Source organism: Streptomyces sp. NPDC056361, from assembly GCF_042262805.1.
In the GTDB taxonomy this organism is placed as follows: Bacteria; Actinomycetota; Actinomycetes; order Streptomycetales; family Streptomycetaceae; genus Streptomyces.
This window is the reverse complement of record NZ_JBHJQI010000045.1, coordinates 1-19,668: the sequence shown is the minus strand read 5'-3', so window position 1 is coordinate 19,668 and position 19,668 is coordinate 1. Positions and strand designations below refer to the sequence as shown.

Sequence of the window (19,668 nt, the reverse complement as noted above, 5' to 3'; positions counted from 1 at the left end):
AGGCCACTTCGTACGATGTTTGACGTCGAGTCGGACCGGGTGTCGACCGCCGGGATCGCCCTCACCGGCGGCCAATCCGGCATCTGGCTGGCCCAGCAGATGGAGCCGGACAGCGCCGCCTACAACATCGTCTTCACGCTCGACCTCAGAGGCGGCGCGAGCGGCGGTGGCGGGCGACCCGTCGACGTCGACCGCCTCGCCGCGGCCGTCCGCCGGGCGGTCGAGGAGGCCGAGTGCCTGCGGGTGCACGTCGTTCCCGGGGGCGAGGGAGGCGGAGGCGGGGTCGGAGGAGCAGGCCGGGCCGGAGACGGACGCGGTGACGGAGAAAGTGCAGTCGGTGGTCTCCGCGGAGGCGGCTGCGCCGGACACGGCGGCGAGGCCGGACACGGTGGAGAGACCGGACACGGTGGAGAGACCGGACACGGTGGAGAGACCGGAGACGGCGGCGAGACCGGACACGGTGGCGAGGCCGGGCACGGTGGCGAGGTCGGACCGCGTCAGATCCTCCACGCCCTCCCCGTCGACGTCCCCGTCGTCGACCTGCGCGACGCCGCCGACCCCGAGGAAGCGGCCGCCGCGTGGATCGCCGCGGACCGCGACCGGACCGTCGACCTCGCCCGGGGGCAGCTGACCGCCCACGTGCTGCTGCGGCTCGCCGACGACCGGGTCCTCTGGTCCCAGCGCCACCACCACATCGCCGTCGACGGCATGGGCGTCACCCTCCTCACCCGAAGGGCGGGCGAGCTCTACACCCTGGGGGAGCGGGCGCCCGCGGCCGGCGACTGGTCCCTCGCCCGTCTCGTCGAGGCCGACCGCGCGTACCGCGGGTCCGGGCAGCGCGCGGCGGACCGGGCCTGGTGGGCGGAGCGGATGGCCGGCAGGACCGAGCCCGTACGCCTCGTCGAGCGGGGCGCCGTCCCGATGACGCGCCGGCTGCGGCGCACCACCGTCCTGTCGCCGGGGACCGTCGACCGGCTGGACGCCGCCGCCCGGACCGCGGGCGTCCGGCGCTCCCGCGTGCTCGTCGCGGCCGTCGCCGCGTATCTGCACCGGGTCGGCGGCGAGCGGGACCTCGTCCTCGGACTGCCGGTCACCGCCCGCCGCGACGAGGAGTCCGCGGGCATCCCCGGCATGGTGTCGAACGTGGTGCCACTGCGGCTGACGGTCGGGCCCGGCGTCACCGTCGCCGAGCTCGTGGCCCAGGTGCGGGACGCGACCGCCGACGCCGTCGCCCACAGCCGCTACCGCGCCGAGGACCTGGCCAAGGACCTGGGCCTCGTCGACGGCGTACCGGAGCTGGTCGGACCGACCGTCAACGTCCTGCCGCGCACCGACGACCTGCGCTTCGCGGACCACGCGACCGAACTGCGCCCCGACTGGCTGGGCCCGGTCAGCGACCTGGCGTTCGGCTTCGCCGAGACCCGGGACGGCGGCGTCGCGCTCCACCTCGACGCGGACGCGGACGTCTGCGACGACACCGCGCTCGGGGACCACGAGCGGCGCTTCCTCGCCCTCCTCGACGCCTTCGGTGAGGACGCCGACCGGCCCGTCGGCCACATCGAGGTCACCACGGAAGCCGAACGCGCCCTCGTACTGGAGGAGTTCGGCGTCGCACCGCGCGACACGGCGGAGCTCTCCTGGCCCGCCGCCTTCGAGCGCCGGGTCCGCAGCACGCCCGACGCCGTGGCACTCGTCTGCGAGGACGAGGAGATGACGTACGCCGAACTGAACCGCGCCGCCAACCGGCTCGCCCGCCTCCTCGAGTCCCGCGGCGTCGGCGCCGAGGACGTCGTGGGCGTGGCGCTGCCGCGCTCGCCGCAGCTCGTCGTGGCCCTGCTCGCCGTGATGAAGGCCGGCGCCGCCTACCTTCCGCTGGACGCGGACCACCCGTGGGACCGGATCGCCTACATGCTGTCCGACGCGGGCGCGCGCACCGTCGTCACCGTGCGCGAACTCGCCGCGGAACTACCGGAGTCGGCAGCGATCACCTACCTGGTGCTCGACGACCCGGCCACCGCCGGCGCCCGAGCCGCCCAGGCGGACACCGATCCCGGGGTGGAGATCGCCCTCGACCGGGCCGCGTACGTCATCTACACCTCCGGGTCCACCGGCCGGCCCAAGGGCGTCGTCGTGACGCACGACGGCATCGGCAGCCTCGTCGCCACCGCGACCGACCGGATCGGCGTCACCGCCGACAGCAGGATCGTGCAGTTCGCCTCGGTCGGCTTCGACGTGACGGTGTGGGACCTCGTCATGGCGCTCTGCGTCGGCGGCCGGATCGTCCTCGTCCCCACCGAGCGCCGCGTCGCGGGCCCCGCGCTCACCGACTACATCGCGCGCCACCGCGCCACCCACATGATCCTGCCGCCGTCGCTCGTCTCGGCGCTGCCGCCGGAGTGCGAACTCCCCGCAGGCGCCGTCCTCGTGGTCGGCACCGAGGCGGTACCGGCCGAACTGATCGCCCGGTGGGAGGGCCGGGTCCGGGTCGTCGTCGCGTACGGGCTCACCGAGGCGAGCGTCAACTCCACGCTCTGGCCCGCCGACCCCGCGCGCCAGGGGCCCGCGCCCATCGGCCGACCCGACCCCAACACCCGTGCCTACGTGCTCGACACGGCGCTCCGCCCGGTCCCCGTCGGACGCGAGGGCGAGCTGTACGTGGCCGGGCGCGGCCTTGCGCGCGGCTATCACGGACGCCCGGGGCTGACCTCCGAGCGGTTCGTCGCCGATCCGTACGGTGAGCCGGGCGCCCGCATGTACCGCACCGGCGACCGGGTCCGCTGGGGCGCCGACGGCCACCTGGAGTTCCTCGGCCGCGCGGACGGCCAGATCAAGATCCGCGGCCACCGGATCGAGCCGGGCGAGGTCGAGAGCGCCTTCATGGCCTGCCCCGGCATCGCCCAGGCCGCGGTCCTCGCCCGCGAGGACCACCGGGGCGTCAAGCGCCTCGTCGCCTACCTCGTCGCCGAGGCGCGGGGCGAGGGCGCGGGCACGCCCGTCGCGGCCGCCCGCGCCCGCGTCGCCGAGGTACTGCCCGACCACATGGTCCCTTCGGCCGTGGTCGTCCTCGAAGGACCGCTCCCGCTGACCCCCAACGGCAAGCTCGACGCCAAGGCCCTGCCCGAGCCCCGGTGGACGGCCGCGACCGGCTCCGACACCCCGGACACCCCCGCCGAGACCGTGCTCGCCGCGCTCTTCGCCGACCTCCTCGGACTGCCGTCGGTCGGCGTCCACGACAGCTTCTTCGAACTCGGCGGCGACAGCATCGTCGCCATCCACCTGGTCAACCGCGCCCGCGAGGCCGGCCTCGCGTTCACCCCGCGCGAGGTGTTCCGGCACCGGACCGTGGCGGCGCTCGCCCGCACCGCGAGCGAGCGCACCGCGAGCGACGCTTTCGTGGGTGACGCCTCCATGAGTGGCACCGCTGCGATCGAAACCTCCACCGGCGGAAACTCCACCAGCGAAACCTTCACCAGCGGAACCTTCACCAGCGAAACCTCCGTCAGCGAACCCGCCGCGGGTGAACCGGTCTCAGCCGACCCGGTCGTGCGCGCGACCTCCGCGCGCACCCCTGAGGCGACGACCGGCCCCCGCCTCGGCGCGACCCCGACCCCGACCCTGACCTCGACCGCCGCCACCCCGCCCCGCCCGGAGCCCCTCGATCCCGACGCCCTCCCGGTCTCCCCGCTCCAGGAAGGATTCTTCTTCCACGCGCGGTACGACGGCCGGGCGGCGGACCTCTACCTCGTACAGGAACTCCTCGACCTCGCCGGACCCGTCGACGCGGAGCGCCTGCGCCGCTCCCTCCAACTCCTGCTCGACCGGCACCCGTTGCTGCGGGCCTCGTTCCACCAGCTGCCGGGCGGCGAGGTGGTCCAGCGGATCGCGGACCGCGCGACCCTGCCGTGGCGCGAGTTCGACACGGCTGCCACCGGGCTCGACGAGGTCCTGCGCGCCGACCGCGCCGAGTCGTTCGACCTCGACCGCCCGCCGCTCCTGCGCGCCGCCCTGGTCAGGGACGGGCGGCGGCAGCGGCTGCTGCTCACCCTGCACCACATCGTCGCCGACGGCTGGTCCGTCGCCGTCCTGCTGCGTGAACTGACCGCCGTCTACCGGGACATCGGCCTGGCGGACCCCGTCGCCCCGGAGCCGTACCTCTCCTGGCTCGCGAACCGAGACCGGGGCGCGGCGCGGGAGGCCTGGCGCCTGGCGCTCGACGGACTCGCCGGACCGACGCGGCTTCCCGGGCTGTCTCCGGCGGAAGGGGGTGCCGCCGTGCCCGAGCGCGTCGACACCCGGCTGCCGCGGGACCTCACCGACGGACTCACCGCCTACGCCCGCGCGCACGGGCTCACCCTGAGCACCGTGCTCCACGGTCTGTGGGGCCTCCTGCTCGGCGGGCTGAGCGGCAGCGGGGACGTCGTCTTCGGCACCACGGTGTCCGGGCGGACCACGGAGGTGGCGGGTCTCGAATCGGCCGTGGGCCTGTTCGTCAACACGGTCCCGGCACGGGTGACCCTGCGGGCCGAGGAGTCGCTCACCGACCTGCTGCGGAGGGTCCAGGACGAGCACGCCGCCCTCCTCGACCACCAGCACCTCGGCCTCGCCGAGATCCAGCGGACCGCGGGCGGCGGCGAACTCTTCGACACGCTGGTGGTGATCGAGAACCACGTGACCGGCGACCGGCGCACACGGGAGGAGCCCGAGGGGCCGCTCGTGACCGGCGCCGAGGTGTTCGACGCCGTCCACTACCCGCTCGCGCTCGTCGTCGAGCCCGGTGCCGAAGGCCTGCTGCTGCGGTTCAAGCACGACGCGGCCCGGCTCGACGGCGTGGCCGTGGCCGTCCTCGCCGGCCGCTTCGTGAGCCTCCTCCGGACCGTGGTCGCCGAACCGGCCCGCCTCGTGGGCCGCACCGACCTGCTGTCCGACCGCGAGCGGGAGCACCTCGCGCGGCTCGACGCCACGGCCCGCCCCGTGCCGGACGCGACGCTCGCCTCGCTCTTCGCCGCCCGGGCGGCGGAGACCCCGCACGCCCCCGCCGTCGTCTTCGAGGACACCACCCTCACCTACGCGGAACTCGACCGCCGAGCCGAGGCGTTGGCCGGTCGCCTGCGGGCGCGCGGCGCGGGTCCCGAGGAGTTCGTCGCCGTCGCCGTACCGCGCTCGGCCGAGCTGATGGTGGCGCTCCTCGGCGTCCTCAAGACCGGAGCCGCCTACCTGCCCGTGGACCTCGACTACCCGGCCGACCGGGTCGCCTTCATGCTCGCCGACTCGGGAGCGCGGACGGTCGTCACGACCGTGGAGGCGGCCGGGCGTCTGCCCGCCGCCGTGCCGGGCCTGGCACATCTCGTCGTCGATGAGGAGGAAGGCACCGGGGGAGACGGCCCGCGCGGCCGGGAGACGGCGGCGCCGCTCCAAGCGGCCGACCCCGACCACACCGCAGGCCCCGACCAGGCCGCCGGCCCCGTCCACCTGGCCGGCCCCGACCACACCGCCGACCCCGACCACCCCGCCTACCTCATCTACACCTCCGGCTCCACCGGCCGCCCCAAGGGCGTCGCCGTCACCCATCGGGCCGTGGTGAACCGGCTCGCCTGGATGCAGGGCGCGTACGGGCTGACCGCGGACGACCGGGTGCTCCAGAAGACCCCGTCCAGTTTCGACGTGTCGGTGTGGGAGTTCTTCTGGGCGCTGGCCGAGGGCGCGACCGTGGTCCTCGCCCGTCCCGACGGGCACCGCGACCCGGCCTATCTGGCCCGTCTGATCCGCGAACGGCGCGTCACGACGGCCCACTTCGTGCCGTCGATGCTGGCCGCGTTCGTCGGGGTCATGGAGACCGACCACGGGACCCCGGACTGGGCGGCGAGTCTGCGCCGGGTGTTCTGCAGCGGCGAGGCGCTGACCGGCGCCGACGCGCGGCGCTGGTGGGAGCTCACCTCCCGCTCGGGCCGGGCGCCCGTACCGCTGCACAACCTCTACGGGCCGACCGAGGCGGCCGTCGACGTGACGTACTTCCCGTACGAGGGCGGCGACGAGCCGGCGGTGCCCATCGGGCGGCCCGTGTGGAACACCAGGCTGCACGTCCTGGACCCGTTCCTGCGGCCGGTGCCGGACGGCGTGCCGGGGGAGTTGTACCTCGCGGGCGTCCAGCTGGCCCGGGGCTACCACGACCGGCCCGGGCTGACCGCCGAGCGGTTCGTGGCGGACCCGTTCGGGGCGCCGGGGGAGCGGCTGTACCGCACCGGGGACCTGGTGAAGCGCCGTGCGGACGGGGTCGTCGAGTACCTCGGCCGTACCGACCGCCAGGTGAAGATCCGGGGCAACCGCGTCGAGCCGGGCGAGACGGAGACGGCCCTCGCGGCGCTTCCCGGCGTCGCCCGCGCGGCCGTGACCGTGCGCGACGGCGCCCTCGTCGGGTACGCGGTGCCCGCACCGGGCGCGGTCCTCGACAGCGGGACGCTGCACGCGGCGCTCGCGGACGCGCTGCCCGCCCCGATGGTGCCGGGCGCGATCGTCCTCCTCGCCGAACTGCCCCTGACGCCCAGCGGAAAGCTGGACGGGAACGCCCTGCCCGCTCCCGAGCTCGCGCCCCGCACGGGCGGACGGGCCCCGCGTGACGAGCGCGAGCGTGCCCTGTGCGAGATCTTCGCCGACGTCCTGGGGGTGCGGGGGATCGGCGCGGACGAGGACTTCTTCGTCCTCGGCGGCGACAGCCTCGGCTCGATCGTGGTCGCCACGCGGGCACGGGAGCGGGGGATGGAGCTCAGCCCGCGCGACGTGTTCGTGTGCCGTACTCCCGCCGCGCTCGCCGAGGCGGTCGGGAGGGCGGCGCCGGACGAGGCGTCGCCCACGCGGTCCGAGGCGCCGGTGGGGTCGGACGGCGTGACCGTCGCCGCCGGTGAGGCCGGGCAGGCCGCGGCCGCGCTCCAGGCCGTGCTGGCCCTCCAGCGGGAGTCGGGCGCCGCCGTGGACCCCGCTCTGACGGCGCTCCTCGACCGGTTGACGGTCGCCGCGCCCCCGGCCGCCGCGCCCCCGGCCGCCGCGCCCCCGGCCGGCGTGCTCCCGGAGACCGCATCCCCGGAGACCGCGCCCCCGGAGATCGCGGAGCCCGCCCCGCTGGGCGGCCTCGTCCTCACCCCGGAGGAGGCGGAGCGGGTGCGCGCCGCCGCCGGCCGCCCGGTCGCCGACGTGTGGCCGTTGTCCCCGCTCCAGGAGGGCATGTACTTCCACGCCACCTACGACGCGGGAGAGGCGCTCGACGTCTACCAGTCGCAGGAGACGCTGGACTTCGACCGACGGGTCGACGCCGACCGGCTGCGGGCCGCCTGCCGGACGCTCCTCGACCGGAACGCCGGTCTGCGCGCGGGCTTCACCAGCGGCGGACTGCCGCGCCCGGTGCAGTTCATCGCCGACGGAGCCGAGATCCCGCTCGTGGAGGTGGACCTGTCGGGGCTGCCCGCCGACGTCCGGGAGGCCCGGACGGAGGAGCTGCTCGCCGCCGACCGCAGGCAGCGCTTCGACCTGTCCTCGGCGCCGCTGTGCCGCCTGCTCCTCATCCGCCTCGGCGACGGCAGGGACCGGCTGGTCGTCACCCATCACCTGATCCTGTGGGACGGCTGGTCCGCGTGGCTGCTGCTGGAGGAGCTGTTCACGCTGTACGAGCGGGGCGGCGACGGCACCGGACTGCCGCTGCCCGGCTCGTACCGCGACTACCTGGCGTGGCTCGACGCCCAGGACACCGAGGCCGCCCTGGGGGCGTGGCGCGAGGCCCTCGCAGGGCTCGACGAGCCGACCCTGGTGGCGCCGTCCGGCCGTGACGCGGGCCCGGTCATCCCGGTGGACTTCGACGCCCACCTGTCCCGGGAGAGCAGCGACCGGCTGCGCGCCCTCGCCCGGCGACACGGGCTGACCCTGAACACCGTCCTGAACGCGGCCTGGGGCCTGGTCCTGTCGGCGATGACGGGCCGCGGCGACGTCGCGTTCGGCACGGCCGTCGCGGGACGGCCCGCGGACGTGCCGCGGGTGGCCGGCATCATCGGCATGTTCCTCAACACGATCCCGGCCCGGGTCGCCCTCGCCCCGGACGAGCCGCTGCTCGACCTGCTGCGCCGGATGCAGTCCGAGCGCGCGGCCGTCATGCCGTACGAGCACGTGGGTCTCGGGACCCTCCAGCAGGAGACCGGCCACCGCCGCCTGTTCGACACCCTGTTCGTCCTGCGCTCCGCCGACGGAGAGGACCGGGCGGCGGCGCTCCGGGAGCGGCACGGCATCACCGGCGTGTCCAACGTCGACGGCACGCACTTCCCGCTCACCCTCATCGTCACCCCCGGCGCCCGGCTGCGGGTGACGCTCGCGGCACGGCCCGACCTGTTCGGCGCGGCGGAGGCCACCACCGTCCTCGCCCGGTTCACGACGGTCCTCGACCGCCTCGGCGCGGCCCTCGACGGCCCGGACGCGAGTGCCGCGCGGACCGCCGGCGTGGACCTGCTCCTGCCGGCGGAGCGCGCCGCGCTGCTCGCCGCCCGGGAGACGAGCCGCGAGCCGGTGCCGGACGAGACCGTCGCCGACATGCTCGCGGCGCAGGCCGCCCGTACCCCCGACGCGGTGGCACTGGTCTTCGGCGACCGCTCCCTCACGTACGCCGCGCTCGACGCACGCGTCGACCGCCTCGCCCGGCTGCTGCTCTCGCGCGGCGCGGGGCCCGAGAAGGTGGTGGCGCTCGCGCTGCCCCGGTCCATCGAGACGGTCGTCGCACTGTTCGCCGTGCTGCGGACGGGCGCCGCCTACCTGCCGCTCGACCTCGACCACCCGGCCGACCGGCTGCGGATGATGGCCACGGACACCGGACCCCTGTGCCTGGTGTCCACGACCGCCGTCGCCCCCGCCCTGCGCGGCGAGGGAGGGCCGGTCGCCCCCGAACTGCTCCTCGACGAGCCGTCCGTGGCCGCCGAACTGGCCGCCCTGCCCGGCGGTCCGATCACCGACGCCGAGCGCCCCGCGTTCGCCCGCGGCGTGCCGGACCGCCTGGAGCACCCCGCGTACGTCATCTACACCTCGGGCTCCACCGGCCGCCCCAAGGGCGTCGTCACCCCCTACCGGGGTCTGACGAACATGCAGCTCAACCACCAGAAGGAGGTCTTCGACCCGGCCATCGCCTCGGCCGGCGGCCGGCGGCTCCGCATCGCGCACACCGTCTCCTTCGCCTTCGACATGTCGTGGGAGGAGCTGCTCTGGCTCGTCGAGGGCCACGAGGTCCACGTCTGCGACGAGGAACTCCGCCGCGACGCCGAGGCCCTGGTGGCGTACTGCGACGAGCACCGCGTCGACGTCGTCAACGTGACGCCGACCTACGCCCAACTGCTCATCGAGGAGGGCCTGCTCGACCGGGACGGGACCACGGGCACCCACCGGCCCGCGCTCGTCCTGCTCGGCGGCGAAGCCGTCTCCGACACCGTGTGGACGCGACTGCGCCGCACCGACGGCACGTACGGGTACAACCTCTACGGCCCCACCGAGTACACGATCAACACGCTCGGCGGGTCCACCGCCGACAGCGCGACGCCGACCGTCGGCAGGCCCATCCGCAACACCCGCGCCCACGTCCTCGACGCGATGCTGCGGCCCGTCCCGCCGGGTTGCCCCGGCGAGCTGTACATCGCCGGCACCGGCCTGGCCCGCGGCTACCACGACCGGCCGGGCCTGACGGCCGAACGTTTCGTCGCCGACCCGTTCGGCGAGCCCGGCGAGCGCATGTACCGCACGGGCGACCTCGTGCGGCAGCGGCCCGACGGCCTCCTCGACTTCCTCGGCCGCACCGACGACCAGGTCAAGATCCGCGGCTACCGCGTCGAACTCGGCGAGATCGCCTCGGCCCTGTCCGCCCATCCCGACGTCGCCCACGCCGCCGTCGTCGTCCACGAGAGCGTGGGCACGAAGCGCCTGGTCGGGTACGTCGTACGGGAGGACGCCGCCGCGCGTGACGACGCCGCACCGGACGAGGAGGAGTCGCTCCGGCGGCTGCGCGACCACCTCAGGACCCTGCTGCCCGACTACATGGTCCCGGCCGCCCTCGTCACCGTGGACACCCTGCCGCTGACCGTCAACGGCAAGCTCGACGTGAAGGCCCTGCCCGCCCCGGACCCGACCGGCACGGGCACGAGCCGCGCCCCCCGCACACCGCGGGAGGAGACGCTGTGCGCGCTGTTCGCCGAGGTGCTCGGCCTCGCCGCGGGCAGCGTCGGCATCGACGGCGACTTCTTCGAGCTCGGGGGGCACTCGCTCCTCGCCACCCGGCTCGTCAGCCGGGCCCGCACCGCGCTCGACACCGAACTGGTGATCCGCGACCTGTTCGAGGCGCCCACCGTCGCCGGGCTGCTGGAGCGCGCGGCGGCCTCGCGGCGCGCCGCGCGCCCGGCGGTGACCGCCCTGGCGGCGGCCGAACGCCCCCACGAACTGCCGCTGTCCCACGCCCAGCAGCGGCTGTGGGTCGTCCAGCAGATCGAGTGCACCTCGGCCGCGTACAACTTCCCGCTGGTCCTGCGGCTGCGCGGACCCTTCGACGGGGAGGCGTGGGGCGCCGCCCTCGCCGACGTGACCGACCGGCACGAGGCGCTGCGCACCCTCGTCGCCGAGCGCGACGGCCGGACGTACCAGCGGATCCTGCCCGCCGGATCGGCCCGCCCGGTGGTGGAGCGCCTGCGCGCCGCCGAGGACGAGCTGCCCGGCATCGTCGACGCGGCCGTGACCCGGCCGTTCGACCTCGCCCGTGAACTGCCGCTCCGCGCCACGACCGTCCGACTCGCCGACGACGACCACGTGGTCGTGCTGCTGCTCCACCACATCACGACCGACGAGTGGTCCGACCGCCCGTTCCTGCGGGACCTCACCACCGCCTACACGGCCCGCACCGGCGGCGCGGCCCCCGACTGGGAGCCGCTGCCCGTCCAGTACGCCGACTACGCTCTCTGGCAGCAGCGGCTGCTCGGCGACCCGGCCGACGGGGACAGCCTCGCCGCACGGCAGCTCGACCACTGGCGTACGGTCCTGGCCGGCGCTCCCGAGGAACTGGAGCTGCCCGCCGACCGGCCGCGGCCGGCCCGCCCGGCGTTCACCGGGGACGACGTCGACATCGCCTTCGACGGCGCGGTCCACGAGGGCCTCAGGCGGCTCGCCCGCGAGACGGGCGCCAGCATGTTCATGGTGGCGCACGCGGCCGTGGCCGCGCTGCTCCACCGGCTCGGCGCGGGCACGGACATCCCGCTCGGCGCGCCCATCGCCGGCCGGGGCGACGAGTCGCTCGACGAGCTCGTCGGCTTCTTCGTCAACACGCTCGTGCTGCGCACCGACCTCGCCGGCGACCCCACCTTCACCGAGCTGCTCGGCCGGGTGCGGGAGACCGACCTGGCCGCGTTCTCGCACGCCGACGTGCCGTTCGAGGCCGTCGTGGAGGCGCTCAACCCGACCCGCTCCCTCGCGCGCAACCCGCTGTTCCAGGTGATGGTCGGCCACCACGTCCGCACCGGCGACGAGCTGCGACTGCCGGGACTCCAGGCCCGGTACCTGCCCTTCCGGACCGGCTCGGCCAAGTTCGACCTCGTGTTCAGCTTCACGGAGCGCGTCCACGCCGACGGCGGCGCGGGCTCCCTCGGCTGCCGCCTGGAGTTCGCCACCGAACTCTTCGACCGGACGACCGCGGAACTCATCGGCGAACGCCTCCGCAGGCTGGTCACGGCGCTCGTCGAGGCCCCCGACCAGCCGCTGTCCCGGGCCGCCCTCCTCACCGCCGACGAGCACCACCTCGTCCTGGAGGGCTTCAACGGCCCGCCCCGCGCCGTCGACGAGGAGACCTTCCCCGCGCTGTTCGCCCGCCGGGTCGCCGAGCGCCCGGACGCCGTCGCCGTCGTCGAGCGGTCCCGCTCGGTCACGTACGCCGGGCTCGACGCCCGCGCCGACCGCATCGCCCGCCTGCTCGCCGCCCACGGCGTCGGCGCGGAGAGCGTCGTCGGCGTGGCCGTCCCGCGGTCGGTGGACACCGTCGCCACCGTGCTCGCCGCACTGAGGCTCGGTGCCGCGTTCCTGCCGCTCGACCTCGTCCACCCCGGCGACCGCCTCGCCTACATGATCGAGGACTCGGGCGCGGCCGTCGTGGTCGGCACGGAACCGGTCGCCGGCAAGATCCCCGACGTGCCGGGCGTGCCCGTGCTCCTGCTCGACGCGCCGGACACCGCGGCCGGTCCGAACGCACCGCGCGACGCACGAGCCGACGCGCCGGCCGCCGGACCGGTCGGCCTCGACCAGGCCGCGTACGTGATCTACACCTCGGGATCGACCGGCCGCCCGAAGGGAGTCGTCGTCCCGCACGAGGGCATCGCCAGCCTGGTCGCCACCGCCGTCGACCGGATGGGGCTGCGGGACGACAGCCACGTCCTCCAGTTCGCGTCCGTCGGCTTCGACGTGTTCGTCTTCGAACTGGCCATGGCCCTCTGCCACGGCGGCCGGCTCGTCCTGATCACCGACGAGGCCAGGGTCGCCGGACCGGCGCTCACCGACTTCCTCGCGGACCAGCGGATCACCCACATGATCCTGCCGCCGTCGCTGGTGTCGGCCCTGCCCCCGGGCTGCGCGCTCCCCGACGGCTCGACCGTCCTGGTCGGCACCGAGACCGTGCCGCCGGACCTCTTCGAACGGTTCGGCGCCACGGCGCACCTGATCTGCGCGTACGGGCTCACCGAGGCGACCGTCAACTCGACGCTGTGGCCCGCCCGCGAACACGGCGGCCGGGCCCCCGGCCGGGTCCCGATCGGCCGTCCCGACCCCAACACCCGCTGCTACGTCCTCGACGAGCACCTGCGGCCCGTGCCGCCCGGCGTCGTCGGCGAGCTGTACGTGGCCGGCCGCGGTCTCGCCCGCGGCTACCTCGGGCAGCCGGGGCTCAGCGCGGAGCGGTTCGTCGCCGACCCGTTCGGCGCGCCCGGCGGCCGGATGTACCGCACCGGCGACCGCGCCCGCTGGCGCGCCGACGGGAACCTCGACTTCCTCGGCCGCGTCGACACCCAGGTGAAGATCCGCGGCTTCCGCATCGAACTGGGCGAGATCGAGGCCGCCCTGGCGGGCCACCCGTCGGTCGCACAGGCCGCCGTCCTGCCCGACCGCGACGGCGACATCGTCCGCCTCGTCGGCTACGCCGTCCCCGAGGCGGGACGGGGCGCGCCACGCGAGCTCGACCCGGCGGAACTGCGCGCCCACGTCGCCGGGCGGCTGCCCGAGTACATGGTCCCCGCCCTCGTCGTCCCCCTGGACGGCCCGCTGCCGCTGACCCCCAACGGCAAACTGGACCGCAGGGCGCTGCCCGCGCCGGACTGGTCGGGCATGACCGGCGACGCGCGCCCGGCCACGGCGACGCAGGCCCGGATCGCCGGCCTGTTCCGCGAGATCCTCCGCCTCGACGACGTCGGCGTCCACGACGGCTTCTTCGCGCTCGGCGGCCACTCGATGGCCGCGATGCGGCTCCTCGGCCGGATCAGGACCGAGTTCGGCGTCGAACTGACCCTCCGGGACGTCTTCGACGCGCTCACCGTCGCCGGCATCGCCGGAAAGCTCGACGGCGCCGCCGCCGCACGTCCCGCCCTGCGGCCCGGAACCGACGTGACCGACGCGACCGAGTCGGCCTACGCGGCCGACGGGGACGGCGTCCGCCCTGCGGCCCCCGTACAGCAGGGCCAGTGGCAGGCGTACCGGCGCGCGCCCGGCTTCGACCACGCGCTGGTCCTCCGCTCGCCCGGCGGGCTCGACGCCCGGGCCCTCGCGGCGGCGCTCACCGACGTGACGGACCGCCACGAACCGCTGCGCACGGCCTTCGGCGAGCGCGCCGGCAGGGCGGTCCTGCGGCCCGTCGCCGCCCCGGCGCTCGCCGTGGAGGACTGCGCGGACCTCGACGCCCGGGTGGCCGAACTGGCCGCGGGGACACCGGACCCGGAGCACGAGGCGCCGCTGCGCGTCCGGCTGCTCACCGGCGCCGACGGGACCCAGGCGGTGCTGCTGACCGCCCACTACCTCGCCGTGGACGAATGGTCGGTGGTCCCGCTGCTCCGCGACCTCACCACGGCCTACGCCGCACGCGCAGCCGGCCGGGCCCCCGCCCTGCCGCCGCTCCCGGTGACGTACGCCGACTACGCCCGCTGGGCCCACGAGGTCCTCGGCGACCCCGCCGACCCGGAAAGCCGCGGCGGGCGCCAACTCGCCTACTGGCGGCGGACGCTGAAGGACGCGCCGCGCGAACTCCCGCTGCCCGCCGACGCCCCGGCCCCGGAGGTCGGCGCCGGCGGGGCACGCCGGGAGGCCGGACACGTCGGGTTCGTCCTCGACGAGGACCTGCACGCGGCCGTGGACCGGCTGGCCCGGGCCACCGGCACCAGCATGTTCATGGTCCTCCACGCGGCCCTCGCCGCCCTCCTCACCGCCCACGGGGCCGGCACCGACCTGCCCGTCGGCACGATGGTCGCCGGGCGCACCGACGAACGGCTCGCCGATCTCGTCGGCTGCTTCCTCAACACCGTCCTGCTGCGGACCGACACGGCGGGCGACCCGACGTTCACGGAACTCCTCGGCCGTGTACGGGAGACCACGCTCGGCGCCCTCGACCGGCAGGACGTCCCCTTCGACGAGGTCGTCCGGGCGGCAGGGTTGCGGCCCGGGGGACCCCAGGTCATGGTGATCCACCACGAACAGGCGGACCTCGGCCCGCTGGAGGGCGGTGTGGGCACCCTCCAGGCCGTTCCGACCGGCGCTGCACGGGCGGAGCTCACGCTGAGCTTCCACGAGCCGCGCGGCGAAGGCGCCGTGCACTGCGCCCTGATCCACGCGACCGGGCGGCTCGGCGCGGCGAAGGCCCGCCGGCTCGCCGACGAACTCCAGGCCCTGCTGCGCACGGTGGCGGCCGATCCCGGACAGCCGCTCTCCGCGCTGTTCCCCGTCCCATCCACGAGGAGTGACCACGCATGACGACCAACCCCTTCGAAGACCCCCAGGGCCGCTTCCTCGTCCTGGTCAACGAGGAGAACCAGCACTCGCTGTGGCCGTCCTTCGCCGCCGTCCCCGCCGGCTGGCGGACCGTCTTCGGCGAGGGCACCCGCGAAGCCTGCCTGGCCTACGTCGAGTCCCACTGGACCGACCTCCGCCCCGCGAGCCTCGCCGCCCGGCAGACCTGACCCGCCTCCCACACACCCGACGGCCGCCCGCAGGGGGATTCCTCCCCGCGGGCGGCCGCGTGCGTGTCCGGCCGGGCGAAGGACCCCCGGGGCGTCTTGCCGACCAGGCGAGGCGTCGGATCGCAGGAGGTAGAGCCGGTGTAGATCGGGAGTAGAACGCGGCTTCGGAGGATGGAGGGGAGAAGGCTGAATCGGGGCAGTCGGACCCACCGATGGCGGATGGGTTCCGAGTGGCCGGAGTGGAACGCGAAGGAGACTCCAGGATGCTCTCACCGGAGAAGAATCGGCTGCTGACCCAGGTGGGTGCCGGTACGCCCATGGGTGAACTGCTGCGCAGGTACTGGCATCCGATCGCCCCCGCCATGGAACTCCGCGAGCGGCGGGTCAAGCCGGTCAGGCTGCTGGGGGAGGACCTGGTCCTGTTCCGCAAACCGGATGGGGGGCACGGGCTGATCTCCCGGTACTGCCCGCACCGGAGGACCGATCTCAGTACGGGGTGGGTGGACGGGGACTTGATGCGGTGCGCCTACCACGGGTGGGCGTTCGACTCCGAGGGGCGGTGCGTGGAGCAGCCGTTCGAGGAGGCCGGGCCGGCCGGCGGGTTCCACGGGAAGGCCGGGGTGACGTCCTACCCGACCGCGACCCTCGGCGGGCTGGTGTGGGCGTACCTGGGCCCGGGGCCCGCGCCGCTGCTGCCGGACTTCGAGACGTTCAGCTGGGAGCACGGCTTCGTGGAGCTGATCCTCACCGAGCTACCGTGCAACTGGTTCCAGTGCCACGAGAACGGCATGGACCCGGTCCACTTCGAGTGGCTGCACTCGAACGGCAACGCGGTGCGGCTCGACCCCGACGCTCCCGTCTACGCACCCCGGCACACGGCGATCGACTTCCTGGAGTTCGAGCACGGCTTCGTCAACGGCCGCGAGGTCGAGACCGAGAACGCGCCGGAGGGGGCCTTCGCCCGGTCCAGCAGCACGGCCGACGGCGGGATCCTCTGCCTGTGGCCGTACACCCTCGCCTCGGGCAACACGGTCGAGTTCCGGGTGCCGGTCGACGACCACCGGACCCTCAACATCACCTGGCAGTACTCGGTGCTCCCCGACGACGTCGCCATCGGCGTGCCGGAATCGGAGGAGGTGCCGTACTGGTACGGCCCGCTCACCGAACCGGGGAGCGACCGGATCATCACGTCGCACACCGGCAACCAGGACTTCGCGGTCTGGATCGGCCAGGGCACCGTCACCGACCGGAGCACCGAGCACCTGGGACGCAGCGACAAGGGCATCACCCTGCTGCGGCGCAGGTACCTGGAGGCGATCGAGCAGGTCGCCAAGGGCGAGGACCCGCCGGGCACGGTGCGCGACCCGGCGGCGAACGTGCGGATCCAGCTCCCGCTCCCGCGGAAGTTCATCTACACCGAGGGCGTCCCCCGCGAGGTGTTCGAGGAGAAGCTCGCCGCTCGGAAGAAGAGCGGACTGTTCGGCATCGGTGGCTTCCTGGCGGTCCAGGCCGGACGGCCGGATCACCTCCAGGCGATGTACGAGGCGGCCGCCGGCATCGTGGACGGATAGGCCCTCGGCTCCCGCGGAGCCGGCCGGCCGGTGCCCCCTTGCCGGCGGCTCCGGACGGGGCGGCCGCGGTGAGCGCCGCTCGGTCCGGGCCACCAGCGAGGTCACGGTCCGGGCCGGGTGGCGGGCCAGCCGGGTGGCCGCGGCGCGGAGGGCCAGCGGGAGGTGGCCGCAGGCGGCGGCCAGCGACTGCACCGCGTGCGGCTCGGCGAGGGCCCGGGAGGCCCCGATCACCGAGGCGATCAGCGCGGTGGAGTCGCCGGCCGCCAGCGGTTCGAGCCGGACTGCGGCGGTGACGCCGAGCGCCGGGTGCTCGCGCGCCGTGAGCAGCACCGCACTGCCGGACGCGTTGGGGAGCAGCGGGGCGATCTGTCCGGGGTCGCCGACGTCGTCGAGGACGACCAGGACCCGGCGGTCGGCCAGCAGGCTCCGGTAGAGGGCGGCACGTTCGGGGGTTCCGCCGGGCAGCCGGCCGGGGGGCACGCCGAGGGCCTCCAGGAAGCCGGCGAGGATCTCGTGGGCGCGCACCGGCGTGTCGGAGGACGCGCCGAGCGCGGCCCACAGCTGGCCGTCGGGGAAGTGCCCGCTGACCGCGCGCGCCACGGCGGCGGCCACCGTGGTCTTTCCGGTGCCGCCCGCCCCGGTCACCAGACCCACGGCGTGGCTGTGCTCGGTCAGGGCCGAGGAGAGCCGTGCCGTCTCCGTGGTTCGGCCGACGAAGTCCGGCGTGAGCGGCGGGATCTGGCGGGGGACGGGTCGGGACGTGGCCGGCGGGGGAGTGAGCCGGACGGCCGGGCCGGCGGTCCGTCCGGCGGGCGCCGGGTCCTGGCCGTTGAGGATCGCGTGGTGGACCTCGGACAGATGGGTGCCCGGGTCGATGCCCAGCTCCTCGGCCAGCCTGCGGCGCATACGCCGGTACACCCGGAGCGCGTCGGCCTGCATGCCGCAGCGGTACAGGGTGGTCATCCAGGCCGCGTGCAGGTCCTCCGCGAACGGGGCCTCCTGGCAGCTGGCCGAGAGCTCGGCCAGCAGCGAGGCGTGGTTCCCCAGGGCCAGCTCGCACTCGTACCAGGCCAGCAGGGCGGCTTCCCGCTGCTGGGCCAGCGACTCGCGCCGGCCGTGGCACAGCGGCCCGGGGAGCCCGGCGAGGGCGGTGCCGCCGCCCCACAGGCCGAGTGCGGTGGCGAGCCGCTCGGCGTCCGCGCGGTCGTCGCCGGTGGGTCGGGCGGCGGTCAGTTCGCCGAACTCCAGGGCGTCGACCGCCGACCTCGGGACGTCCAGCGCGTACCCCGCGCCCGAGCGGACGATCAGCCCGGGGCCCAGGCCCTTGCGCAGCCGCAGGACGTAGTTGGCGACCATGGAGACCGCGCTGGGCGGCGGCCGTTCGCCGAACAGCCCGTCGACGAGCTCTGCCGTGCCGACGGGGGTGCCGGCCCGCAGGGCGAGTGCCGCCAGCACCGCCGCCTGCTGGGGCGGAATCCGCGGCAGCCGGGTCTGCGGGGTGCCCTCGCGCAGGATGGCCGGGGCACCGAGAAGTACGAACCTGAACACTGTGTCCCTCCACGGGTTCCCGGCCGTTCCTGCGGAACGTGGTGGTGCTGCTGCGGCCCCGTCAGGCCTGCTGGAGCTCCGACTCGCGCGCGGTGACGTCCGAAGCCGGGTCCTCCCGCTTCGGGCGTCCCTGCAGCCGGTTGAGGATCGGGCCGGTCGAGAGCGTGGTCAGGACCGCCATCGCGACCAAGAGGCTGTACGAGGAGTCGTTCAGCAGGCCCGCCTGGCGTCCGGCGGAGAGCACGATCAGTTCGGTGAGGCCGCGGGTGTTCATCAGGGCGCCCAGGACGGCGGCCTCACGCGGCCGCAGGCCGGACAAGCGGGCCGCCACCATGGTGCCGGCCACCTTTCCCACCACCGCGATCGCCAGCAGCACCAGCAGCTGCACCAGTTGGGTGGCGCGGAGGACGGAGAGGTCGACCTGCCAGCCGGCCACCACGAAGTACACCGGCATCAGCAGGCCCAGGCCGAGTCCCTCGGCGCTCTCCCGGACCGGTTTCAGCGCGCGCTCCCCCTCCGGGCCGCGGAGGCCGGACAGGACGATGCCGAAGAGGAAGGCACCGAGGACGAAGTGCAGGCCCATCCACTCGGTGGCGGCGGCGGAGGCCAGGAGACCGGCCAGGGCGACGACCGGGTTCAGCCGGCCGCCGCGCTTCTCCACCAGGCGGCGCAGCAGCGGTGTGCAGGCGGCCATCACGGCAACGTACGGAAGCAGCCAGATCAGGCGCCACGGCTGGTGGCCGCCCGCGCCGAGGGCCAGCACACCGGCCAGCAGCACCCAGGCCAGCAGGTCGCAGAAGGCCGCTCCGGCCAGGGCCAGCCGGCCCAGGGAGTGGCGGGTCATGCCACGGTCGTCCAGGATCCGGGCGAGCACCGGGAAGGCCGTGACCGAGAGGGCGAGCCCCATGAAGAGGCGGGCTCCGAGCGGGGTGGCGTCCGGTGTCGCGGTGTCCCACCAGGTGCCGAGGGACGTCCCCAGGACGAACGGCAGGACGATCGAGCCGAGCCCGATGCCGATGGCGGCCCGCCGGGGCGCGTGGTCGCCGCCGCGTCGGAACTCCAGGCCGGTGACGAACATGAAGAGGATGATCCCCAGGTTCGCGAACGAGACGAGGAAGCCGCGCACCTCCCCGGGGAAGAGCGTGCTCGCGAGAGAGCCGTGCAGCAGGGTGGGACCGAGCAGGATCCCCATGACGACCTCGCCGATGACCGCGGGCTGGCCGAACCGGCGGGCGAGCGCGCCCGCCGCTCGGGCCAGGACCGCGATCAGGGCCAGGTCGAGCAGGAGGATGACGATGGTGTCGCTGGCCATGCGTTCCGACCTTCCACGTACGCGTCGGCGGCCG

Annotated in this window: 4 protein-coding genes and 1 pseudogene; 3 read left to right on the top strand and 2 right to left on the bottom strand. The window is 75.1% G+C overall.

Translation table 11 applies throughout. The annotated features are described in order from the left end of the window. The first annotated feature begins 15 nt into the window (after window positions 1-15). The 3 genes from ACFCY7_RS16945 (at window position 16) to ACFCY7_RS16935 (ending at window position 16,774) form a co-directional block, all read left to right on the top strand. A complete protein-coding gene (locus ACFCY7_RS16945; RefSeq protein ID WP_376485620.1) occupies window positions 16-14,997 on the top strand; it encodes an amino acid adenylation domain-containing protein in 14,982 nt (4,993 codons plus the stop codon). Next, window positions 14,994-15,203 carry an MbtH family protein gene (locus ACFCY7_RS16940; protein ID WP_376485617.1) on the top strand — a complete coding sequence of 70 codons (210 nt, stop codon included), beginning with the start codon at window positions 14,994-14,996 and terminating at the stop codon, window positions 15,201-15,203. The genes ACFCY7_RS16945 and ACFCY7_RS16940 overlap by 4 nt, the downstream gene beginning before the upstream one ends. 263 nt (window positions 15,204-15,466) lie before the next feature. Continuing rightward, window positions 15,467-16,774 (top strand): Rieske 2Fe-2S domain-containing protein, encoded by a 1,308-nt coding sequence (locus tag ACFCY7_RS16935; protein ID WP_376485616.1) that lies wholly within the window; start codon window positions 15,467-15,469, stop codon window positions 16,772-16,774. A 135-nt stretch (window positions 16,775-16,909) separates the two neighbouring features. On the opposite strand, the pseudogene ACFCY7_RS16930 reads toward ACFCY7_RS16935, so the two are convergent. Together ACFCY7_RS16930 and ACFCY7_RS16925 are read right to left on the bottom strand one after the other, a co-directional pair. Beyond that, a pseudogene (locus ACFCY7_RS16930) lies at window positions 16,910-18,130 on the bottom strand (BTAD domain-containing putative transcriptional regulator); the annotation flags it as partial. 253 nt (window positions 18,131-18,383) lie between these two features. Continuing rightward, entirely contained in the window at window positions 18,384-19,634 is a 1,251-nt protein-coding gene (locus ACFCY7_RS16925; protein ID WP_376485613.1) for a cation:proton antiporter, read from the bottom strand. Between the last annotated feature and the right edge of the window lie 34 nt (window positions 19,635-19,668).